Source organism: Flavobacterium sp. LM4 (genome assembly GCF_002017935.1).
GTDB lineage: Bacteria > Bacteroidota > Bacteroidia > Flavobacteriales > Flavobacteriaceae > Flavobacterium > Flavobacterium chungangense.
This window is the reverse complement of sequence record NZ_MUFW01000005.1, coordinates 1-20,858: the sequence shown is the minus strand read 5'-3', so window position 1 is coordinate 20,858 and position 20,858 is coordinate 1. Positions and strand designations below refer to the sequence as shown.

The following is a 20,858-nucleotide window of genomic DNA, read 5'->3' as shown; positions in this document are numbered from 1 at the left end:
CTTTTTTGCTGGCCTCTTATTTTATTAGAAATACAATTCGCTCTTAAAAGTGTTCTTAGCACTCTAAATGTCTCAATCTGTTGCTCATTTGCAACGAGTATACATTGTATTTATAAAAACTAAATAAAGCGTTTGAAAAAGAGGTTTTTTAGATAGATTGTCTACATAAATATAAAAACTTTTGTTTTAATAACCGTTTTACAAACGCTGGAATTTATCTTTTAATTCACCTAGGTACTCGCTACAAAGGTGTATCAAAGATTCAATCAAATATTTTTTTAATCTTGCACAGATTTTTAAAAAAAAATAAAATACTTTTCCTATTTTAGCGCGAATAATTTTGAAGTGAATCCAAGACAGCATGTACCCTGACAAAGTTTTTGTCATCAGAAATGGAAAAAATATATGATGTATTGATTATTAGTGTAATAGTTCGATATAACGTTAAGTCGGAAAACTGAAACAGCGACTTTAAAAGATCTGAAAGTAGGGCAATTATACAATTTTAATTCATGAAGAAAATTACTTTTTTATTATTAATCAACTTTTTTTTTAACAGTTATTCTTATTCACAGTTAACTTTAGAACATTCGTATAGTTCTGGTATACAAAAATCAAATATGTCAGATGTTCTGGGAATTAATACAGCTAACGGATTAAAGTATTACACATTCAACAGAACGACAAACATTGTAGAAATTTACAGCCAGTCTCATGTCCTTGAAACTTCTTTTACAATTCCTTTAGATGCAGGGCATTTTCTTTCAGAAATTATTTTCATAACAGACAAACTTTTCAATAGTGATAACCAAATTGAGTTTTTGTACAAATCATATAAGATTGGCGACTCTAATAATAGAAAATTATACTTATGTAATGATAGCGGAGTTCTTTTGCAAAATTTCCCCGGTAAGTACTATGCCGGAGTAGTTAAGGATAATTCGAACAATTATAAATTGATTATTACGGGTTCAGAGCAAAATCCTGCCACAAATGCATACGATTATGATGTGTATGGGTTAACAGGAACATTATCAGCTGAGCAACAGGATATTTTAACGAAAAAAGCTTTTGTATTCCCTAACCCGAGTAACAATGTAATCAATATTTCGAACACAAGCAGTACAGGAAAAGCTGCAACACTACAAATATTTTCTGTTGAGGGTAAAAAAATATTAGAAGAAAACCATTCAGAAGAAGAAATTAAAATAGATGTTACCGGATTTCAAAACGGAGTTTACATTTACAAACTTGGGAACAAGTCCGGAAAATTTATAAAAAATTAAATCTGTTGTAATATTGAGTCACTCAAACAGGTTGAGAGGCTTAATATAAAAATCCTGATTGCATATATTGTAGTCGGGATTTTTATTTTTAGTAGTAGATAAGAATCATAAATGACTAACGTACATCTTTTTTTCTTCAAACATCTTCCCATGCGCTCCTGCACGTATGGATTTGTGCGGGAGCGAGGCAGTTTTCATGAGAACACTTAGTAGAGCAGGCGTAGTTATTGCTTTACGGCTATTGCTACTCTATAAAACTCATATACTGATATATTTTCTAATAATAGCATATTTAGACATACGTGATGCAAATCGCAATTTAGCTTCAAGAAAATGTATTGCATATTCGTCAGAAAATAATTTATCATTTGAATTGCGTTTTGTTTCCAATGCTCTGAATAGAGCCATATATTGAGCTGTTCGGCTTGTTTTGTGTGTTTTCATTTTTATATTGCTAAACTATTACCGTTAATGTTCTTGTTATCTAAATGCAGTTCTGTAAAATTATATTTTTTAATTTACATAAGGTCCGCCTGTTGCACCCCAGTCCCATTTTGGCATAGGTTCGTTTGAGTTTATTGGATTTTCTGTTAGCTGAGAATTTATAACAGCCAGACGAGTGCCCCATTCGATATACCCAACAAAAGCCGAACGAAATTCGGGGTCGCTTTTTAATCCAATTTCATCTGAAGTTTGCAGCAGTAAATGAACCCAGCGCTGTCTCATTTCTTCTGTCAGCATTTTGCCAATATGTTTTCCAATCATTTTTGCATGGCTGCCATTGTCATTGGAAGTGTATAATTTTTCACCGCCAAAAACCTCAGCAACAAAATGCGCTACATGTTCAACATGCTCAGGTGACATATTTTTGAAGACCTCACCCAATATTTCGTCATTCAGTACTTTTTCGTAAAATTTTGAAAATAAAGTCTCGAAGGTCTGCATATCGCCTGCCCATTCATACAATGTTGGTATATTTTTCATTCTTTTATATTTTACAATAGCTGATGGATAATTGTTTTATGTTAAAGAGAATAAATGAAATACTTGTTTGATTTACAGTGTGTTATTTTAACTCAAAAATATAAAAAAATAATTACAAAATGATGTTTACTTTTCATAAGAACACTTTGTAGAGCACGTCCAAAAGCCCAGACGAAACGATTCGTACGGGAGCGGGTTATTCTCGTTTAAAAACGTTTTGTAAAAAGGCGGGAGACTTTTGAGAGATTTAGGATTATAACAACATTAAAAAAATTGCTCAAAGTCTAGAGACATTTGCCTTTTCATTAGAGCACTTCGTAGAGTAGAGTGTTTTTATATTCTAAGTAGAACTTCGGATTTTCTCCACTCAATCCGATAGCGCAGAATTGCATTCTGTGCCCGCAAAGGAAAGCAAAAATAATTTGTCTTTAATTTGTGAAAGCTCAAAACAAATCTAAGAATACCACATCTAAATCATTTTCTAAATCCGATAGCGCAGAATTGTATTCTGTGCCCGCAAAGTAGATAAAAATAGATGCCTTATAATTTGTGAAAATATCAAAACAAATCTAACAATACTACCTCTAAATCATTTTCTAAACCTGCATAATTTCGTGCTGAACTAAAATAATAATCTTCAGCTAAAGTCACAATTTTGTTTTTCAGAGGATTGTTGTGAATGTAATCTATTTTTTGCCTGATAAAAGTGTTACTGTAAATATGTTCTGCGTGATAGCCATTTTGCCAAACTTTGTAAGTTTGATTCTTTTTTAAATGCTCACAGGCTTTTTGAAAATAATCCAGCATCCATTGGCTTCGCTGAACCACTTCGTTAGGTTTCTCTTCTGCTCTCCGGTTCATCAACTATTGTCTGAATTATTTTCTTTGATGTGAATTTTTTGAAATCCCTAATAATATCAGACAATATAAAACCTTCTGTTCTCCGCGCTCCCGCACGAATCCTTTCGTGTGGCTTTTGAAACCTAATTTTATGTAATGATTGTTTTCATGCTTAAAGCTAATAATTTATATATTTACAGAATAATCTTATTTTTTTTCATCAATGAGCAGAAATTACAAATTTCATAATCCTGAAGGCCTCTATTTTATAAGTTTTGCAGTAGTAGGTTGGTTAGATGTGTTTACCCGAAATGAATATAAAGATTTATTTATTGAAAGCATTCTTTATTGTCAGAAAAACAAAGGATTAGAAATTCATGCATGGTGTATTATGAGTAATCATGTGCATTTGGTTTTTCGTAGTATAAAAGGACAAAAACCTGAGTTATTAGTGGGTGACTTAAAAAGGTTTACCAGTAATTCCATAGTAAAAAGCATACAGGAAAATCCAAAAGAAAGCCGAAAAGAATTTCTGTTGGATTTTTTCAGAAAAGAAGCCCAAAAGAGTTCAAATGTAAAACATTACCAATTTTGGCGTCATGATAACAAACCAATAGAGTTGTGGAGCAATAAAGTGATTCAGCAAAAAATAGATTATGTTCATAATAATCCGGTTGAAGCGGGCTTAGTATATAAACCTGAAGATTATGTGTACAGTAGTGCTATAGATTATTCAGGACAGCAAGGTCTTATTGATGATATAGTTGTATTTAGAATGTTTGAGGTATAAGAAACTCTGGTTTTAAAAGCACTGCTCCCGCACGAATCCTTTCGTGGCTTTGAAACCTAAATTTTATCATAAGCAGAAAAATTAGTTTCATAATGGCTTTTAGTCCCGCTGTCCTTCCAATCTTTTATTTTTTAAAGGAAAATAAAAGGATTTTACCTTCCATCAGGGCTAGATAAGATTTTTTTTTTTTCGCCTTATGCTATTTAATATGAAGGATAACAAGTTCTTTTGATGCTAAGGCTTTATTAGAAAGTTTGAAATATAAGAAATTCTGGTTCCAAAGCCCACACGAAAGGATTCGTGAGGGAGCGGGGTAGATTTGCGAGATCGTGTTGTTGTGGATGTGATCTATTTTGTCTGATAAAAAGTTTTGCTATGATTACATTTTTTTAAAGTTACTATCCTCTATTACTTTCGTTTTAGAAAGAGTATCGTGCCAAGCTTCGGCATCACTTCCAAGAGCTAATGAAGCAAATTCAAAAGGAATCCATCTACATATATATCTTATTATGGCTGTTCTGAAACTTATTTTACTTCCGTCGACGTTTACAACCTTGGTATTAGTGAAATATTTTCCTATTGTTTTTCCAAATAGATATTCCATCGAAACATAGTAACCAAAAACAATTATAATTCTAATATTTTTGATAAGTGTTTTATAATCTACAATTTCTTCAATTCTAAAAGTGATTTCCATTAAAACACCAATTGTAATAATGTCAACAATAAAATTTATAAATCTTTTTTTTCTTCCAGCTTCTTTTTGCATGTGTATAAATAAAAGGTAAATTTTTCGACAGCTCAGAATTACTTCGTCAGTTCGCTATCGCTCGTGTGCATTCTGTGATTACGAAGTGTTTTTCTTTACGCAAATGTCTTTTTTTTTAGCTATTTGATAGGAAAAAATCAAGGTTATTATTAGAGAGCCTTATAAAAATCTTCTCTTGAAGAAGGCATAAAATAAGAATAGCTAGTAACACATTTATCATCCGGAAAACTATTTTTGAGTTTTAACTCATATTCTTCTGTATGATCTAAATCAATAACACTTAGAACTAAACATATAGAACCATCAATATTGACTTGAATTGCTGCTTTTGGGCAAAATATTTTATTTGTGTTTTCAAAATAAAAAGTAAAAGATCTGCCTTGTTCATCCAAAATATAATTCCACATTTCCAGAAAGTTTTCTGTCTCAAAAAGAACTGGCGAACTATATTTTGGTGATTCATAAAATTCATCAGAAGAAATATACCCTTCAAGAAACTCTTCTTTAAAATATACTAATTTGTCTTTTGAGAATGAAGGTATAAATACCATTACATCAATTAACTCCATTATTTTTAATTCGATATTTTAGTTTTTCTGAAGATAAGAATTTCTCACTGATTAGGTTAAAAATTGTTGGAGTTTGAATTTGTTTTGTAGTATTAATTGTTCTAAATTTTCTTTCCAGCTTTTGCATATTGAACCGCCGGCGTCATTGTCATGAGTGTCGTTAACAATATCATTTATGAGATAATCTAATGAAGCAATAATTTTCTTCTCGGCTATATTTCTCGGCGTACCGCCTCTGAAAACGTGATGTTCTATTTCAGGCAAATCAGAATAATTTATTTTTAAACCTTCACTTAGTATTTTTTTACTTTTTTCTTTGAATTCAATGTCTGTCAATGATAATGCTACCATAATTTGTGGACTAACCCATGAGCCTTTATTAATCCTTTCCCAAAAATAAGGGGTTAAATTTTCTCGTGTTGTTTGCCTTAGAGTTAATAATGTCATAGAAGCAATCAAATGTAATCTCCAGTCTTCATGTGAAAGTATAAGTTTAATACTTTCTTTAATCGATTCTTCGGAATTATTTTCAAGAATAAATTCAAGTTTAGAGATACTAAGGTTTAAGTTAAACTCTTTTGGTTCGTCAGCATAACTTCTCAGGCTTAAAAAAGGTAGATGATTCGGTTGTCCGTCCCAAAATTTTTTGAAAATTCCTAATTCCATTCTAATTATATTTAGTTATATACAATGTTCTTGAATATGTCAGCTTTTAAAACTTATGTATTCCAAATAGTGCAGAATTAATTCTGTGCCCATAAAGTAAAGAAAATAAGTATTCTTATAATTTGTGAAACTCATTTATTTATAGGTCTCTTTATATGAATCTACAAGCTCAAAAAACATATTTAGTGATTTGATTTCGTCAAATTGATTCTTCTCTAAAATCATATTTCTATAACCTGAAGTTGATTCTGTGTATTCGAGTTTTAAAGCTACAAAATCATGAAATCCTTTCCATTCAGGTTTAATGTTTTCTTCGATATTATGAACCCAGCATGATAAATTGAATCCATTTATATTGAAATATAAAGCAGTTAATGATTTTTCGCCAATATATAACTCTGGTTTTTCACGAATGAAATCTAAAAAATCGAAAAGGTTTGTTGGCTTGCTTTTTTTTATACTCATTTTATTCCCTTTTGCTGGCTCGAGCATCATGCTCGTGTAATTATGGTCTTTTTATATTTTTAAAACTTTGTAATTAAATATTGATTTGGATTGTGTTCACGACGGGAGCGGGGGCATATCAATGTGTTGCCATATAAATATCACGAGAAATTGTCGAAAGTATACCTACTGTTATAAAATCTACAGCTAGAATACATATAATAGTTATTTTTTGTTTTCGTGAAATTGAATATTGAATAGCCCAGTTATAATCTCTTTCATTAAGTAATATATTAAAAAGAACCAGAAATGAGGTAGCTAATCCTAAAATAAAATATTTACTTGGTGAAAATATAAACGACATTATTAATTGTAAATTAATCATGGCTATTGTTGACATAATAATAATTGGGAAGATTTTCCAATAATCCTTTTTTTCTTTATAAAAAAAAAATATAAATTTTAGAAAAGAAAACAAAAGTAAGTTCTATCATTCTAACGTATCATTTTTTTGTATTAATTTCTTACCCGAGTATTATCCTTTGCTGGCGTGAGCATTTTGCTCGTGCAATTCTTCGCTATCGTGGTCCATTAAAAAAGCTCAACTAAACGGTTGAGCCTTTTATCCTATGAAAAAGTAATACTTTCAAATTACTTCTATTTTCTATTTGTTAATAAGCCTTTCCAGCTTAGCCATCATCTCTTCTTTTTCTTTCAGCATACGTTCGTAAAGAGCAATCTTTTCATCATAAAGTTGAATGACTTTATCTATTGGATTAAAAGTTGGGTGAAAATTATAAGCTATCCCTGTTGAACTGTCGTTATTTGTAAAAGTATTAGATATAATATTTACCGCTTGCTCCTCATCAAAATTCTGGAATGCTTCAACAGGAATTTTCAATGCATTTGATATTTGTCTGAGCATATCATCTTCGATTACATCTTTTTGCTCCAACAAAGAAATTTTCTTCTGATTCCAGTCGTTACCCAAATCAAAAGCCAATGCTTCTTGTTTGATGCCCAACATTTCCCTGAATCGTTTTACATTTCTTCCCTGATGTATTTTTTGTTCCATAATATCAATTTTCTGAAGGCTCGAAGCCATTTGCATTAAAAAGTCTTAATTTCAAAGGTAAAAAAATATTCAGTATAATATCATATCTGATATAGAGTTTCCTCTTTTTAGAATAGAATAAAATTCTGTTCGATCGGGGTTCAAAATCCACACGAAAGGATTCGTGCGGGAGCGGGGGGAATAACTATTTTGCTAGACTTTTTACCTTTTTAAGTCAAATTTTCCATTTTTAACTTTTACATTTTCTCCTTTGCTATTTATTGCATCAAACCAAAATGTTCCTCCTAGTATGTTCTTTTGTTTATCATAGAAAAGAATTTTTAATTCGCCATTATTTATATCGTCAGTTTTGTATTTATTAGGTACTCCATTATTATAAAATTCATAGTTCGCATAGCTTTCTTGATTTGTTTCGTTTTTCAGGCTAAAGACCTTTCCAACTAAATCACTTTCATAAGAAGCATCCAAAGCAACTAAACGAATTGATTTAAAATCATATCCTGAATTATTTGTAAAACTTACAGACAATGTTGGAATATTATTTATATCCTTACCAAAATCAAATCCTTTGTTATTATAGAGTATTGCAGTACTTGGTTTTAAAACTACGCCATTTACCTCGCAAGATATTCCACCTCTTCCATCATAAATATCATCATTTAGTTGTTTGTCATCATTTTGAGTACAACTGATCATTAATAATAACATTAAAACTGTAATTGAATTTTTCATCATATATTTTTAGTTATGTTTAATCTGATTTTTTTCAGGATTAGACAGGATTGTGTTCACGAGCGGGACGTTCGCGCCAGCGTGGGGGCCTGTTAGCGGTAGTACTTTTTGGTTATTTTTTTCTTGTCGTAATTATTTATATCAATTTGGACGTAATTATTAGTTACTTTTTTAATTTTTAAAACATCGCATAAATCGCTAACCATACAATCAATTTCTTTAGAATCACTTAATCTTTCTATTAAAAAGTCTTTCTCTTTTTCTACGTCGTAAAGCATTATTGAATCATATCCTTTAGCATATAATAAAAAATCAGGGTCATTATAGCTATCAATTATAAAACCTGTTTTCACAGTTTTACCATCTAATTTTTTTATTAATCTATATTCATGTGGATTTCCACTTCCAAACGAATTTACAAAAGCAAAATATTTGTCAAAATCAGCACCAATATAGCCTAAATTTTTATGAGGAGCTCCGTATCCCATAATGTTTAGCGTGTCAATGATTTTTTCTTTTCTCTTAAGAGTTAAGCACATCTTTATAACGCTATCCTTATGTTTTTGAAAATAAGAAAACTCAAGCTTAAAGCCATTTCTTAATTTAGTATCGTAATCATAAGGATTGTATTTGTACAAATACTCTATTGTTATAGTGTCTTTTTCTAAGATTTTTTTTTCTTTTGATTGAGATATAGATATCGATTTATTTGGTTTAGCTTCTTTTTTTTAGTTTTTTCTTTTTCTTGGCAAGAAAACACAATAAAACATATTATAATTATTTTTAAAAAATTAATATTCATGTGTTTCTATTTAGTTTTTTTGTTCATTTCGAGTAGTATTAACGCTAACTTGTTTATATGTGAATAAATTTAGCCTATTTTATCATAGAATGCCTTTACTTTGTAAAGCATAAATTTTGTAAATTTCTCAAAGGAAAGCAGAAGTGAACTACGCGCTTGGCCAGACTCATGATCCATACCTCGCATTAGTCTTCTGCTCCTCCTTGAGTTTTGTTGAATGGCTTCAAATAGAATGATAGACAACGGGTCTAATAAAGGCTTTAAAGCAAATTCAACTTTTTATTTCACTTAAAATCAAATGTATGAAAAAGTATTTATTTTTTGTAGGGATTGATGTTTCTAAGTCAAAATTAGACGTCACTTTTCTTGAGAAGCCATTAGGAAAGAAAATAGTTCACTTTGTGGTAAGTAACGACAACAAAGGAATTAAAGAGATTGTAAAGCAGCTAAACAATCGAAAAATTGCTTTAGAAGAGGTGTTGATCAGCTTTGAAGATACGGGTGTTTATTCACTTCCTTTGGGATGTTATTTGACACGGTACAAGATCGATTATTGGATGATTCCCGCCATTGAAATCAAACGCAGCAAAGGAATCTCCAGAGGGAAAACTGATAAAAATGACTCTAAAGATATTGCATTTTATACCTTAACACATTTGCACAAGTTGCGATTAACACAGCTTCCAGAGTTATCATTAATGGAACTTAAATTACTTTTTACAGAACGTGAAAAACTACTTAAAAGCTTGCGTATCATTGGAAGTACCAGTGAAGGAATCGGTTATATTCCCAAAGAAGCTATGGGTGATGTTTTAAAAATTAATAAAGTAGTTATTAAACAACTTCAAAAAGCAATCGAAAAAGTAGAAAGGAAAATGAAAGAAATCATTCAATCCAATGAGCAGCTCAAATTGCAGAACGAGCTCATTCAAAGTATTCCAGGGGTTGGGCCACAAACTGCCTTGTATATTATCTTAGTTACCAAATCGTTTCAATCCTTCGAAAACTGGCGACAAGTGGCTTGTTATGCTGGAGTGGCTCCATTTCAATACAGTTCTGGAAGTTCTATAAAAGGAAGGACAAAGGTCAATCATCTAGCAGATAAAAAACTAAAATCGTTACTGAATATGTGTGCTTTAAATAGCAAAAAACACGACGCGGAACTCAAACAATATTATGCACGGAAAGTAGGCGAAGGGAAATCGAAAATGTTGGTTTTAAATAATATAAGATGCAAACTATTGGGGCGAATTTTTGCAACTATTAACCGCGGAACACCTTATGTAAACATTCAAAAATTTGCAGCATACTTTTAGCGTTTTTTACTTGGATTTTGCCATAGAATGCGAGTTTGGGGATTAAAGATGCGAGATTTTTCGGTTAAACACAAATTTTCCAAATACAAAACAAGCTTTACATGAAGCCTAAAACCCCAATCGCGCCAAACGCTTGTTATAGCCAGTGTTTATTTTTAAATCCCGATTCATTTTAAATTTTAGTAAGTCATTGAATAGTTTATTAATCTTTTAAAAATTCCGAATTGAGGTCTCTAAAGATTACTATTCTGGGTTTACTGAAAAACATCCTTCGATAGAAATAAGTACTATAACCCTCATTGTTAAATTTAAAATCGATAGTTGTCCCATTTAAACCATGTTCTAATTCCCATGTTCCATGTCCCCATGAATCTCCTCTAAAAGTCCCGTCTGAATTAATTTCTAGTTTTTTGTTATTGTCAATTCCATCAATAGCAAATTGGTCAACAACGTTACTTGTGTATGTTCCAGTTATAAGCCATGAAGGATAGTAATTGTTAAATATGAATATTAATCCAATTGTCAATATAACAGCATATCTCTTTTTGATTTTCATTAGTTTAGTTTAAATATTCTGTACTATGTTTTATTTAAATCCTGAGGTTTTCTCTAACATTGGCTATAACGTTCCGCCGCTTCTCGTCAGTTGCGAAGTTCGGAACTTTTTATTTTCTGTTAAAGATAAAAATTCTTGCGAAACGTAAACGTGAACTTACCACAAAATTCACAATTGCGAGAAACGGCTGTTAGCCGTTCGGTTTTTTCTTCTCAAGATTTTTGTTTAATCTTCTCAATTCTATTAAAATTGAGTCATTTTTATCCTTTCCGCTAATTTGATTTATTACTTTTTCAATGTTAACTTTCAATGAGTCATTTATAAAAGTTTCGTTTTGTTTTTTCAGCATTAAAATACTTTTCTCATTAAGTCGCTCGTTGCTTTTCCCAACTTTAACAGCTATAATTTTTCCGCCAACAAATCCTTCATCTTCAATTCTAAATTCTGTGTCGATTGGAAGTTTTATTTCTGATTTTAGATTGGCTGTAATTAACACTTTTCCATTTTCATTAAGTTGGACATCTTCAATTTTTCCAATTTCGAATCCATTAACTTTTAGTTTAGTTTCATTGGTGATTCCTTCGGCATTTTCCGTTTGAAGAATTAAGGTTCTTGTTTTCGAACAAGAAAATATTGTAAATGCTAATGTTATTAAAATGATTTTCTTCATTGTCGATTTTTTTTTTGAGTTCCGTAAAACTGACGGCTAACGTCAGGCTGTGAAAAAACTAAAATCAACGTCTTGAGAATCTCATATTTGAGATTTTTCTCCGGTAGCTCTCCGAATACTTTCTAAATTTGAAGAGGTTTTTTCACAGACTGACGTTCTCGCGCTACACGCGGTTTGGGACTAAATTAGCGTTAATTTTCGGATTTGCCAAATCTTCCAAATACAAGACCATTTTCAAATTAAACCAAATCCCCAAATCGCTTGTAGCGTGTGTTAGGGTGTGTAGCTTGACGATGCTGAGCACGAACGATTAGACTTTCCAATTTTCTATTCCAATTTCGGTAACTTTTCCGCCTTCCGATTTCCGTTCTAAATAGTTTCCGTTTTTGAACTTCAAACTTCAATTAAACCTCAATTAAAATCGACAAAAAAATTCCGCTTTCGGTTTTCCATAAAGCAGTTCACGTTTCTTTGTCCGTAACAATTAAGGTTCAGATTTCGGTTCGAATTTCGGTTCAGATTTGAGTTCAGATTTCGGCCAGCTCGGTTTCTGCTTCGTTATGTATTTTCCGAAGTAAAGTTTCTGGTTAAAATCGACTGTTGATCGTCAACAGCTATACACCCTAACGTCAGTCTGTGAAAAAACCTCTTCAAATTTAGAAAGTATTCGGAGAGCTACCGGAGAAAAATCTCAAATATGAGATTCTCAAGACGTTGATTTTAGTTTTTTCACAGCCTGACGTTCCCGCGCTACAAGCAGTTTGGGACTAAATTAAGCCCATTCTTCGGATTTGCCAAATCTTCCAAATACAAACCAATTTTAAATTAAGCCTAATACCCAAATTGCTTGTAGCGTGTGTTGTAGGCAGGTTTTTTTATTCGGGCGCTAGAGAATTCAACACTTTAAACTCCACTTTTTTGTTTTCGTCTATTTTATAACTGTAAATTGTTCGTCCAGAAACATGTCCGTCACTATAATCTGCGATCAGCCATTTGTCTGTTAGCAATTGAATGTTTTCAAACATTATCTTTCCGCCTAAAGTTGATTTCAAAGGAATTAATTCTGGTTTTTCACGTAAAGAATTTTCAATAAACTTTTCAGGATTTTTTATTCCCTTATTTACCAAATCCGTTCCCTCAAATTCTGCATCAAACCAATAATTTTTTTTCAGCTTCGCTTTTTTCAGTTCTCCATTTAGACTGTCGATTCTTTTCTCTAGAAGTTTGTTTTCTGATTGAAGTTTTTCTTCCGCCAAATTTGATTCGGGATTTTGTCTTCCACAACTTAAGATTGAGAATAAGAAAAGAAATAAAATTGATGTTTTCATTATGTTTTATCTTCTGATATACTTCGGTTTTAAACTTGCCTACAACGTCAGTCTGTGAAAAAACCTCTTCAAATTTAGAAAGTATTCGGAGAGCTACCGGAGAAAAATCTCAAATATGAGATTCTCAAGACGTTGATTTTAGTTTTTTCACAGCCTGACGTTCTCGCGCTACAAGCAGTTTGGGATTAAGGAAGCGTTATCTTTCGGATTTGCCAAATCTTTCAAATACAAACCAATTTTTCCATTAAGCCAAATGCCCAAATTGCTTGTAGCGTGTGTTATAGGCAGGCTTTTTATTTTTCATGAAATTTTATAATTTTCCAAAAGTTAAACACCTTTTGAATATTTTTTGAATTTAGCAACACTAAACTTTTTTTATTTCTTTTTTCAATTTTAAGAACCACTGTATCTTGTAAGCCTACAGCAATCAGATATTCTCCAACTATACGATTGTTTTTTTTGCTTTGGTAAATAACGTGAGTTCGACATAAAAAAGGAAGGATATATTTGAAAAATAGAGATGGTTTATGTATATTAAAGCCTGACAAACAATTAATTACATTTAAAACCACCTCTATGTTAGATGCGAATAAAATTACTGAAATTTACTTTCTTATAGACGAATTCTGTAAAGAATTTGATAAAACTATAGCTGCTCATAGCTTAAAAGAAAAAGAGGCTCCAAAGAAAAGAAACCGAAAATTTATTATGTCAGATAGTGAAGTTATAACCATTTTAGTGCTATTTCACACTATGGGTTTCAAAAACTTAAAACATTTTTACTTGTTTTATATAGGAAAACATTTGAATAACGAATTTCCAAACCTTGTGTCTTACAATAGATTTGTGGAACTTCAAAAAAGAACCGCTGTACCAATGGCCCTATTTTTGAAAACCTGCTGTTTAGGTCAATGCACAGGAATTTCTATAATTGACTCTACCCCTTTGAGAGCATGCCATATTAGACGGGAAAAACAGCATAAAACATTCAAAGATTTAGCGACAAAAGGGCATACTTCAACGGGATGGTTCTTTGGGTTTAAATTACACTTAATTATAAATGATAAGGGAGAAATTCTTGATTTTATCTTTACTCAAGCCAATGTTGATGATAGAGAACCTTTAAAAAGCAATAACTTTCACAAAAGAATTTTTGGAAAACTTTTTGGTGACAAAGGATATATTGGAAAAGATTTGTTTGAACAGCTTTTTATAGATGGTGTGCATTTGATTACTAAAATCAAAAAGAACATGAAAAATAGTATGATGCTTTTACAAGATAAAATTATGCTAAGAAAGCGCTCATTAATTGAAACTGTTTATGATCAATTGAAAAATATTTGTCAAATAGAACATACAAGACACAGAAGTTTTGATAACTTTATAACTAATTTATTATCAGCACTAATAGCCTATTCTTTCTTCCCTAAAAAGCCTTCTATAAATATTGATTTTGAAAACAACAGGCTTGTAGCTTAATTATTGTTTACATCGAACTCACGTTAAATAGAATCGATGATGTAATATTCGCGTACTTGGTCACCTGAAAATTCCATATTCTTAAAAAATGCAATTCTATTTCCACGGATACTGATTCCATTTAATGTGTCAGAAGAATCTAACCATTCGCCATTTCCAAGTGATTGATTTGAACTTAATTTGGATATTTTTTGAACTTTTTCTTCACAACTAGCTAAGAGAAAAATAGTTGTAAGTAATGTAAATTTAATTGTCAATTTTTTCATTTTCAGAACTATTTGATTTAAGCTTGCCTATAACGTCAGTCTGTGAAAAAACCTCTTCAAATTTAGAAAGTATTCGGAGAGCTACCGGAGAAAAATCTCAAATATGAGATTCTCAAGACGTTGATTTTAGTTTTTTCACAGCCTGACGTTCCCACGCTTGGCGTCAGTTGCGAACTTCGGAACTGATTACTTTCTGTTAAAGATAAAATTTCTTGCGAAATGTGAACGTGAATTTACCACAAAATTCGCAATTGCGCCAAACGTGTGTTGGCAGTAGTGTTTTTACTTTCCTTTTTGAGTATCCCAAGATTTTTGCGCAACTTCCATAATTGCGTATGGTTTGCTAACAAAAACATCTTCTTGATATTCCACTTCTCCACCAACTAAAATTGAATAGTCTTCTTTCATTTTTGTCAAAACTATTTCGACACCTTCTAAAACTTGGTTTATTTCATCTTTCAGTTGTGCTAAAAATTCTATTTCAAAATATTTATAATAATCAACAGCGATAATTAGTTTGTATTTATCAATAAATTTTTCATCAACTTTAAAAAACTCTCTTTTATGCACATAGATTGATTCAGGAATATGTAGCGACCAATTTCTCAACTTATTAAATTCTCCAATTATTAATTCTTCTTCTTGACTTAAACTACTAATTTCTATGTTAAGGATTCGTTTGTTTTTATAAAGTAACTTTCTGAATTTTCTATATGAAACTGCTTGTTTAGTTTCATCTCCAATTAAATTAAAGATGTATTGGAATAATCGACTTGTTTTATCACTAATTGACTCGAAAAATTCAGTTTCAACTAACTTTTTGTCTGCATTGTTTTTCAATATGAGTTCTATTTCATCTTCATATTTTTTAAGCCTTTTGCTTTTCTGAATAGTGTCAATTATTAATTCTGATAAGTAGAAAATATAATCTTCCTTGACTTTAAACATATAAATTTTGGAAGTGTTATTTCTCATTTTTGGTTGTGTTTTTTGAGCGGTTTCGTAACATTCTAACTAACGTTTTATAGATATCTAAAAACTAAATGGTTATAAAGTTAAAATCATCGACTTTGAATTGATGTTTTTCCATTTGTTTTTGTATTCTTTTTTGTACCGCTAGTTTTCTTTTTTCGTCTAAATATAAGTAATTTTCTGGATTATAGTATGAGGTATTTTTGACAATCATATTCCAAATGATTATACCTAATTTTCTTGCTGTTGCACTTATGGCAGACACTCTTCCTTTTCTAAAATTAATTCGATGAAAAAAGTCTCTCAGAGGTGTTGATTCTTTTAAATTCCCGATGGCATTGGCAGCATTTCGTAAGGCTATTTTCAAGCGATTACTCCCTTTTGGCACGCGACTGCTGAGTACTTTTCCACCGCTTATTTTATTGTTTGGAGTAAGTCTGAGCCAACTTGCAAATTGCTTGGCTGTGCCGAATTTTTTGATCCCTTCTAAACCTACTTCGCTCATTAATGTAAGTAAGGTTTGATGGCTAAATCCTTATATTTTTAACAAATCTACTCCTTCGAAGTATTGATAACCCATCAGGTTTAAATCAATATTTTTAGGTGTGTTTTTATTGACTCTTTTGTGAATTTTCGGATCCGTGTAATGTTGCTTTTTATTGTTGTTGCTATCAATCTGGTCTTGAAGTAATTTTTTTATTTCTATATCGCAGTCTTTGATCTGATTTTGCAGATTTTGATACATCTGGTATTCCTGCTTTAGAGCAAATAGATAATCTTTACGGCCATTGCTTTGGAGTGCTTTTTGCATTTCTGCTTCACTTTTTTTACAGTTTCCGTTTCTTAAAGAGGCTAATTTCTGGGCATCAGTTTCTCCATTGCAAATGGCTTCTATCATCTTAAGTCCCGTCAAACCACAAATATCTTTAACAATTATATCCAATCGAAGATTGAGTAAACGAAGGTATTTTTGCATTTTCTTGCTTGTGTCAGCAGCAAGATCAATTAAACCAGCTCTGTGTCGGCAATAAGTTCGCAGTTGTTCAGTTTGTAAATCCGGCAAAAAACTTCCAGATAATAGACCGATGGAATGTAATTTTTGTATCCATTGGCAGTCTTGTACATCGGTTTTCTTTCCTTTGATGTTTTTGGTAAATTTTCCATTGCACAATATCACTTGAAAACCATCGCTGAGCAAAACAGCATATAATGCTTGCCAATAAGTGCCTGTACTTTCCATTGCTACGGTTTGGATGCCATTTTCTTTAAGCCAATTTGATATTGCTTTGAGGTCGTCATTATAAACACCAAACTCTCTTACGTGTTCTTCTTTTTGACCAACAGCTACAAAATGACTCCTGCTACCGGATGTCTATTCCTGCAGTTTTAGGATTGACAATCTCCATCGAAATTTGATTTTGTTCTTTCATTCTGATTCTGAACATTTAAATTTTAAAAAACACTCAAAGAGGAAGTTCTTTCGGATAAATAGAATATTCTAATCGGGGTTACAAAAAAATGTACCACCACTGGAGGTATCACACACTTCCCAACCAGGATTACACTCGTGCTATTATGCAACAGTTTACAAATCGGCCTTGCAATGAGTGTAGCTAATTTATGGATTTTTTTATGCAATGGCCGTTAGCTTCGGGAGGTAAGGCACGCGGACTATGGGGGATTACTGCCAACGTCAGTCTGTGAAAAAACCTCTTCAAATTTAGAAAGTATTCGGAGAGCTACCGGAGAAAAATCTCAAATATGAGATTCTCAAGACGTTGATTTTAGTTTTTTCACAGCCTGACGTTCCCGCGCTACAAGTAGTTTGGGACTAAATTAAGCCCTATTTTCGGATTTGCCAAATATTCCCAAATACAAAACCAATTTCAAATTAAGCCTAATACCCAAATTGCTTGTAGCGTGTGTTGGCAGACGTTTATTTTTTTATTCAAATAGTTTCTCAAATTCTTTTTCGCTAATTTCTTTAAAATCAATAGTTTCTTTTGATTTTTCACCAGTAATAAATTTCGATTTATAAACAAATATCTTATTGTTAATTACTGAAACTGCAATTAGTTCAACATTTAAACCTATAGGAATATTGTCAAATTCCTGTTCATCCTTATATTTTTTGTTTTCATCATAGTAAACATTGTGTACAACAGAATTTATGTCTCTAAAAACTAAATATAAATTCGAACAGATTAAATTTTTATTTTCAATAAATTCATATTCAATTTTTGTCTTATTATCTATTTGATAAAATTTATCACAATTAATCCAACCAAAATTCTTTAATTGTACAGAATTATAAATTCTGTCATTAAGTTTTGAGTTTTTAATTATTACTCGGTTTATTTTTCTCTCTTCTTTTGTTAAAGGTTTTGTCTCGCTTACATCTTCTTCAACTGGATATTCGGTTAAACTATCTTTAACAATTTCTGTTACTAATTTTGGGGTTGTAAATTTAGTTTTTGTGTTTTCCCAATTCATAATTCCTAAACTATCTTTTTTACCATAGAATAGAAACATTTCATTTTCTGTTAACTTTGGAAAATCAACTTTTAAAAATTTATTATTTTTTAACTTGAGCTGTTTTCCGTTAGATTTCATATTTATGAAATAAGCTCCACCAGAAACAAGTAATTTTCCGTTTGAAATAGTTTGTGCATTTGATTTTAAAAGTTCTTTTTGATTTGTAAGTTCTTTTAATTCAATTTCTATATTTTCTCCAATATTTGTACCGTCAATATTTTCAAGTTCTTCAGGATTTACATAAATAGTTGTTCCTAATTTACTTTTAACTTTGGTTTGTTTTTTTGATGAAATAATAAATATTTGAGATTTAACTTCAAATTTTTTCAATTCAGAATTTAATTTTTCTATTTCATTAGCTAAATTCAGAATAGCATGATTTTCCGTTTTTGTAGTTTGAAGTTCTTCTACTTTATTTTCATTTTTACAATTTGTAAAAACAAAATCATTGTGATTAAAAGCAATATTTTTCTTTTCATTCCGGATTTTTTTTAAATGTCTGCCAACGTCAGTCTGTGAAAAACCTCTTCAAATTTAGAAAGTATTCGGAGAGCTACCGGAGAAAAATCTCAAATATGAGATTCTCAAGACGTTGATTTTAGTTTTTTCACAGCCTGACGTTCCCACGCTACAAGTAGTTTGGGACTAAATTAAGCCCTATTTTCGGATTTGCCAAATCTTCCAAATACAAACCAATTTTTCCATTAAGCCAAATCCCCAAATTGCTTGTAGCGTGTGTTATGGGCAGTTTTTTTTATTTACAATGTTCGGCAATTCGTTCTTTTGCATATTCTGCACCATTTTCAAGTGCTTTACTCCAATTTTCACAAGCTTTCTTTTTGTCTTTTAAATTGAAATAAGTATTTCCTAAGTTAAAATATGCTTGCTGTTTTTCTTCTTGCTCCAATTTTTCAAGTTTCAAAACTGTTTCATACTCAGTAATTGCTCCTTGATAATCTCCGTTTTGGTCCTTAAGACCGCCTCGGTTTATTAATGCACTAACAAATTTTGGTGCAATTTCAATTGCTTTGTCATAATCTTTAAGTGCAGATTTCCAAGTGTAAAGTTCGTTTTTGACAATTGCTCTTGAATAATAAGCATTTGGTTCTTTTGAATCTACTTCTATTGCCAAAGTCCAATTAAATATTGAACCGCTTAAATCCCCTTTGTTATAACATTCTAAACCTTTGTCAAAATAATAATCAGTTTTTGTAGGGTCCAAAATTGGAAATTTTGCTGTTTTTGAATCAGCAAGTCCACCATAAGCGTCAATTGTAGCGTCAAATTCATAACCTCGCTTGTACATATCTAATGCCCAATATAGTAAATTGTCCGCTGTCATTGGAAACTCATTTGTTTCTCCATTTATTTCCCAAAGTTTATCAAATCTTTTTACCTCTTTAACTGAATATGGATAATGAGCTTTAAGAAATTCACCCAACTTTATTAGATTTTCTTTTTTTGTCTGAAACAAAAGTAAAATCCATTTTTGTCATTGTGTTGTTTTTAAGTCCATTCTTAGCCATATTATTAAAAACATCTTCGGCAGAAACCATTTCTTTACCAAATCCATCAACGAAGTCGTCCCAAGTAATATATTTATTATCCATTTTTTTCTGTCCGAAAGCTGTTAATGTTGATAGTGAAAATAAAATTATTAATAGTTTGTTTTTCATTCGAGGTTTCTGTTTCAAAATTGCCCATAACGTCAGTCTGTGAAAAAAACTTCCGTTTTGTTGTAAACAAATATAGGGAAGTATTGTTTAAAAACAGGATTTTTCGTATTTTTCGTAATGCAACATATACAAGGAATTTCCCGCCAACAAATGCGTTTTTCAAGTTTAGAAGATGCAATATCTGCCGATAATCAGGTTCGTTTTATAGATGCTTTTGTAACCTTTTTAGATTTGGAAAAACTTGGTTTTGCAGTTACTTCTATTAAAATCAGAAGGTCGACCGAGCTATAATATCAAAGTGTTTTTGAAAATCTATTTATACGGCTATCTCAATGGATTAAGAAGTAGCCGCAAACTGGAAAAAGAATGTTTTAGAAACATTGAAATGCAGTGGTTGTTAGAAGACATTCGACCGAACTACCACAGCATATCTGATTTTAGAAAGAACAATCCTGCAGCATTAAAAAACTTGTTCAAACTCTTTGTCGTTTTCTTGAAAGATGCCGATTTAATAGCAGGGGAAACCATTGCTATTGATGGAACTAAAAGCCGAGCGCACAATAGCCGTAAAGCTAATTTCAATCAAAAGAAAATAGATAAACATTTAGAGTATATCGAAATCAAAACCCAGCAATACCTTGATGCTTTGGAAGAAAATGATGCAAAGCATAACCCTGAAAAAATCAAAAACATCAAGCAGAAAATTGAACGTTTAAAACAAAACAAAATCCGCTATGAATTACTGGAAGAAAAACTAGAAGCAAGTGGCGAACCTCAAATAAGCACCACGATAGTGATGCCAGAGCCCTATTAGTGCAAGGGCAAGTGGTTGAAATCTCATTTAATATGCAGGCTGCAGTCGATGCCAAACACAATCTTGTGGTAGCCACTCATACGATCAACAAGAACGATCGTAGCGCTTTATCTGCATTGCCATAGAAGCCAAAGAAAATTTAGGAATTGAAACTTATACTGGCATTAGTGGACAAAGGCTATCATAATGGCAAACAAATAGAAATCTGCAAAAAAGCGAACATCACTACAATTGTAGCACAGCCCGAACAGGGGAAAAATAAAGAAAGGATAGCTGAGGGTTATTTGAT

Annotated in this window: 25 protein-coding genes and 1 pseudogene; 6 read left to right on the top strand and 20 right to left on the bottom strand. The window is 31.4% G+C overall.

What is annotated here, in order from left to right:
- Positions 1-512 precede the first annotated feature (512 nt).
- Positions 513-1,286, top strand: coding sequence for a T9SS type A sorting domain-containing protein (locus BXU10_RS21385; RefSeq protein ID WP_078229522.1), 774 nt, complete (start codon positions 513-515; stop codon positions 1,284-1,286).
- A 258-nt stretch (positions 1,287-1,544) separates the two neighbouring features.
- Here BXU10_RS21385 and BXU10_RS21380 read toward each other — a convergent pair whose 3' ends face one another.
- The 3 genes from BXU10_RS21380 to BXU10_RS21370 form a co-directional block, all read right to left on the bottom strand.
- Positions 1,545-1,730 carry a hypothetical protein gene (locus BXU10_RS21380; protein WP_189328114.1) on the bottom strand — a complete coding sequence of 62 codons (186 nt, stop codon included), beginning with the start codon at positions 1,728-1,730 and terminating at the stop codon, positions 1,545-1,547.
- Between the two features lie 69 nt (positions 1,731-1,799).
- Complete coding sequence (locus BXU10_RS21375; RefSeq protein WP_078229521.1) at positions 1,800-2,270, bottom strand: group II truncated hemoglobin; 471 nt, start codon at positions 2,268-2,270, stop codon at positions 1,800-1,802.
- 558 nt (positions 2,271-2,828) lie between these two features.
- Positions 2,829-3,131, bottom strand: coding sequence for a hypothetical protein (locus BXU10_RS21370; protein WP_369803424.1), 303 nt, complete (start codon positions 3,129-3,131; stop codon positions 2,829-2,831).
- A 202-nt stretch (positions 3,132-3,333) separates the two neighbouring features.
- Between BXU10_RS21370 and BXU10_RS21365 the strand changes: the two genes are divergently transcribed.
- Positions 3,334-3,900 (top strand): transposase, encoded by a 567-nt coding sequence (locus BXU10_RS21365; protein WP_078229520.1) that lies wholly within the window; start codon positions 3,334-3,336, stop codon positions 3,898-3,900.
- A 379-nt stretch (positions 3,901-4,279) separates the two neighbouring features.
- Here the strand turns inward: BXU10_RS21365 and BXU10_RS21360 are convergent, their stop codons facing one another.
- From BXU10_RS21360 to BXU10_RS21325, 7 genes are all read right to left on the bottom strand, one after another.
- A complete protein-coding gene (locus tag BXU10_RS21360; protein WP_078229519.1) occupies positions 4,280-4,669 on the bottom strand; it encodes an RDD family protein in 390 nt (129 codons plus the stop codon).
- Positions 4,670-4,818: 149 nt separating this feature from the next.
- The gene (locus tag BXU10_RS21355; protein WP_078229518.1) at positions 4,819-5,238 is read right to left on the bottom strand and encodes a hypothetical protein; all 420 of its coding nucleotides are present in this window, start codon (positions 5,236-5,238) and stop codon (positions 4,819-4,821) included.
- Positions 5,239-5,289: 51 nt separating this feature from the next.
- Positions 5,290-5,904 (bottom strand): hypothetical protein, encoded by a 615-nt coding sequence (locus tag BXU10_RS21350; protein ID WP_078229517.1) that lies wholly within the window; start codon positions 5,902-5,904, stop codon positions 5,290-5,292.
- A gap of 135 nt (positions 5,905-6,039) precedes the next feature.
- On the bottom strand, positions 6,040-6,369 hold the full coding sequence (locus tag BXU10_RS21345) for a hypothetical protein (protein ID WP_189328113.1): 330 nt from the start codon (positions 6,367-6,369) through the stop codon (positions 6,040-6,042).
- 643 nt (positions 6,370-7,012) lie between these two features.
- Positions 7,013-7,423 (bottom strand): helix-turn-helix transcriptional regulator, encoded by a 411-nt coding sequence (locus tag BXU10_RS21335; RefSeq protein WP_078229742.1) that lies wholly within the window; start codon positions 7,421-7,423, stop codon positions 7,013-7,015.
- A gap of 201 nt (positions 7,424-7,624) precedes the next feature.
- Complete coding sequence (locus tag BXU10_RS21330) at positions 7,625-8,158, bottom strand: DUF6252 family protein (RefSeq protein WP_123922075.1); 534 nt, start codon at positions 8,156-8,158, stop codon at positions 7,625-7,627.
- Positions 8,159-8,247: 89 nt separating this feature from the next.
- The gene (locus BXU10_RS21325; protein WP_123922074.1) at positions 8,248-8,793 is read right to left on the bottom strand and encodes a hypothetical protein; all 546 of its coding nucleotides are present in this window, start codon (positions 8,791-8,793) and stop codon (positions 8,248-8,250) included.
- Between the two features lie 466 nt (positions 8,794-9,259).
- Here BXU10_RS21325 and BXU10_RS21320 point away from each other — a divergent pair, with 466 nt between their 5' ends.
- Positions 9,260-10,273 carry a transposase gene (locus tag BXU10_RS21320; protein WP_078229512.1) on the top strand — a complete coding sequence of 338 codons (1,014 nt, stop codon included), beginning with the start codon at positions 9,260-9,262 and terminating at the stop codon, positions 10,271-10,273.
- 202 nt (positions 10,274-10,475) lie between these two features.
- On the opposite strand, the gene BXU10_RS21315 is transcribed toward BXU10_RS21320, so the two are convergent.
- From BXU10_RS21315 to BXU10_RS21305, 3 genes are all read right to left on the bottom strand, one after another.
- Complete coding sequence (locus tag BXU10_RS21315) at positions 10,476-10,829, bottom strand: hypothetical protein (RefSeq protein WP_078229511.1); 354 nt, start codon at positions 10,827-10,829, stop codon at positions 10,476-10,478.
- Between the two features lie 190 nt (positions 10,830-11,019).
- Complete coding sequence (locus BXU10_RS21310) at positions 11,020-11,499, bottom strand: MlaD family protein (protein ID WP_078229510.1); 480 nt, start codon at positions 11,497-11,499, stop codon at positions 11,020-11,022.
- A gap of 875 nt (positions 11,500-12,374) precedes the next feature.
- A complete protein-coding gene (locus BXU10_RS21305) occupies positions 12,375-12,827 on the bottom strand; it encodes a hypothetical protein (RefSeq protein WP_078229509.1) in 453 nt (150 codons plus the stop codon).
- Positions 12,828-13,403: 576 nt separating this feature from the next.
- Between BXU10_RS21305 and BXU10_RS21295 the strand changes: the two genes are divergently transcribed.
- On the top strand, positions 13,404-14,306 hold the full coding sequence (locus BXU10_RS21295; RefSeq protein ID WP_078227759.1) for an IS982 family transposase: 903 nt from the start codon (positions 13,404-13,406) through the stop codon (positions 14,304-14,306).
- Positions 14,307-14,329: 23 nt separating this feature from the next.
- On the opposite strand, the gene BXU10_RS21290 is transcribed toward BXU10_RS21295, so the two are convergent.
- The 7 genes and pseudogenes from BXU10_RS21290 to BXU10_RS25410 form a co-directional block, all read right to left on the bottom strand.
- On the bottom strand, positions 14,330-14,572 hold the full coding sequence (locus BXU10_RS21290) for a hypothetical protein (RefSeq protein ID WP_078229507.1): 243 nt from the start codon (positions 14,570-14,572) through the stop codon (positions 14,330-14,332).
- Positions 14,573-14,854: 282 nt separating this feature from the next.
- Positions 14,855-15,547 carry a hypothetical protein gene (locus tag BXU10_RS21285; protein WP_078229506.1) on the bottom strand — a complete coding sequence of 231 codons (693 nt, stop codon included), beginning with the start codon at positions 15,545-15,547 and terminating at the stop codon, positions 14,855-14,857.
- A 64-nt stretch (positions 15,548-15,611) separates the two neighbouring features.
- Positions 15,612-16,049, bottom strand: coding sequence for a transposase (locus BXU10_RS25420; RefSeq protein ID WP_223255532.1), 438 nt, complete (start codon positions 16,047-16,049; stop codon positions 15,612-15,614).
- 30 nt (positions 16,050-16,079) lie between these two features.
- Positions 16,080-16,841, bottom strand: a pseudogene (locus BXU10_RS25415) (transposase); the annotation flags it as partial.
- A gap of 647 nt (positions 16,842-17,488) precedes the next feature.
- Positions 17,489-18,409 (bottom strand): hypothetical protein, encoded by a 921-nt coding sequence (locus BXU10_RS21275; protein WP_078229505.1) that lies wholly within the window; start codon positions 18,407-18,409, stop codon positions 17,489-17,491.
- A gap of 424 nt (positions 18,410-18,833) precedes the next feature.
- Positions 18,834-19,520, bottom strand: coding sequence for a tetratricopeptide repeat protein (locus tag BXU10_RS21270; protein WP_223255531.1), 687 nt, complete (start codon positions 19,518-19,520; stop codon positions 18,834-18,836).
- Complete coding sequence (locus tag BXU10_RS25410) at positions 19,513-19,755, bottom strand: hypothetical protein (RefSeq protein WP_223255530.1); 243 nt, start codon at positions 19,753-19,755, stop codon at positions 19,513-19,515. Before BXU10_RS25410 ends, BXU10_RS21270 begins: the two co-directional genes overlap by 8 nt.
- Positions 19,756-19,872: 117 nt before the next feature.
- Here BXU10_RS25410 and BXU10_RS25405 point away from each other — a divergent pair, with 117 nt between their 5' ends.
- Both BXU10_RS25405 and BXU10_RS25400 read left to right on the top strand, forming a co-directional pair.
- On the top strand, positions 19,873-20,046 hold the full coding sequence (locus BXU10_RS25405) for a hypothetical protein (protein ID WP_223255529.1): 174 nt from the start codon (positions 19,873-19,875) through the stop codon (positions 20,044-20,046).
- A 13-nt stretch (positions 20,047-20,059) separates the two neighbouring features.
- Entirely contained in the window at positions 20,060-20,569 is a 510-nt protein-coding gene (locus BXU10_RS25400; protein WP_255406216.1) for a transposase, read from the top strand.
- Positions 20,570-20,858: the final 289 nt, after the last annotated feature.

What these genes read in the sequence shown, in the direction of transcription:
- BXU10_RS21365 (WP_078229520.1), top strand. Translation starts at nt 3,334, where the DNA reads ATGAGCAGAAATTACAAATTTCATAATCCTGAAGGCCTCTATTTTATA.
- BXU10_RS21305 (WP_078229509.1), bottom strand. Translation starts at nt 12,827, where the DNA reads ATGAAAACATCAATTTTATTTCTTTTCTTATTCTCAATCTTAAGTTGT.
- BXU10_RS21375 (WP_078229521.1), bottom strand. Translation starts at nt 2,270, where the DNA reads ATGAAAAATATACCAACATTGTATGAATGGGCAGGCGATATGCAGACC.
- BXU10_RS21355 (WP_078229518.1), bottom strand. Translation starts at nt 5,238, where the DNA reads ATGGAGTTAATTGATGTAATGGTATTTATACCTTCATTCTCAAAAGAC.
- BXU10_RS21350 (WP_078229517.1), bottom strand. Translation starts at nt 5,904, where the DNA reads ATGGAATTAGGAATTTTCAAAAAATTTTGGGACGGACAACCGAATCAT.
- BXU10_RS21380 (WP_189328114.1), bottom strand. Translation starts at nt 1,730, where the DNA reads ATGAAAACACACAAAACAAGCCGAACAGCTCAATATATGGCTCTATTC.
- BXU10_RS21320 (WP_078229512.1), top strand. Translation starts at nt 9,260, where the DNA reads ATGAAAAAGTATTTATTTTTTGTAGGGATTGATGTTTCTAAGTCAAAA.
- BXU10_RS21335 (WP_078229742.1), bottom strand. Translation starts at nt 7,423, where the DNA reads ATGGAACAAAAAATACATCAGGGAAGAAATGTAAAACGATTCAGGGAA.
- BXU10_RS21385 (WP_078229522.1), top strand. Translation starts at nt 513, where the DNA reads ATGAAGAAAATTACTTTTTTATTATTAATCAACTTTTTTTTTAACAGT.
- BXU10_RS21330 (WP_123922075.1), bottom strand. Translation starts at nt 8,158, where the DNA reads ATGATGAAAAATTCAATTACAGTTTTAATGTTATTATTAATGATCAGT.
- BXU10_RS21285 (WP_078229506.1), bottom strand. Translation starts at nt 15,547, where the DNA reads ATGAGAAATAACACTTCCAAAATTTATATGTTTAAAGTCAAGGAAGAT.
- BXU10_RS25405 (WP_223255529.1), top strand. Translation starts at nt 19,873, where the DNA reads ATGCAACATATACAAGGAATTTCCCGCCAACAAATGCGTTTTTCAAGT.
- BXU10_RS21315 (WP_078229511.1), bottom strand. Translation starts at nt 10,829, where the DNA reads ATGAAAATCAAAAAGAGATATGCTGTTATATTGACAATTGGATTAATA.
- BXU10_RS21370 (WP_369803424.1), bottom strand. Translation starts at nt 3,131, where the DNA reads ATGAACCGGAGAGCAGAAGAGAAACCTAACGAAGTGGTTCAGCGAAGC.
- BXU10_RS21295 (WP_078227759.1), top strand. Translation starts at nt 13,404, where the DNA reads ATGTTAGATGCGAATAAAATTACTGAAATTTACTTTCTTATAGACGAA.
- BXU10_RS21310 (WP_078229510.1), bottom strand. Translation starts at nt 11,499, where the DNA reads ATGAAGAAAATCATTTTAATAACATTAGCATTTACAATATTTTCTTGT.
- BXU10_RS25410 (WP_223255530.1), bottom strand. Translation starts at nt 19,755, where the DNA reads ATGAAAAACAAACTATTAATAATTTTATTTTCACTATCAACATTAACA.
- BXU10_RS21290 (WP_078229507.1), bottom strand. Translation starts at nt 14,572, where the DNA reads ATGAAAAAATTGACAATTAAATTTACATTACTTACAACTATTTTTCTC.
- BXU10_RS25420 (WP_223255532.1), bottom strand. Translation starts at nt 16,049, where the DNA reads ATGAGCGAAGTAGGTTTAGAAGGGATCAAAAAATTCGGCACAGCCAAG.
- BXU10_RS21345 (WP_189328113.1), bottom strand. Translation starts at nt 6,369, where the DNA reads ATGAGTATAAAAAAAAGCAAGCCAACAAACCTTTTCGATTTTTTAGAT.
- BXU10_RS21360 (WP_078229519.1), bottom strand. Translation starts at nt 4,669, where the DNA reads ATGCAAAAAGAAGCTGGAAGAAAAAAAAGATTTATAAATTTTATTGTT.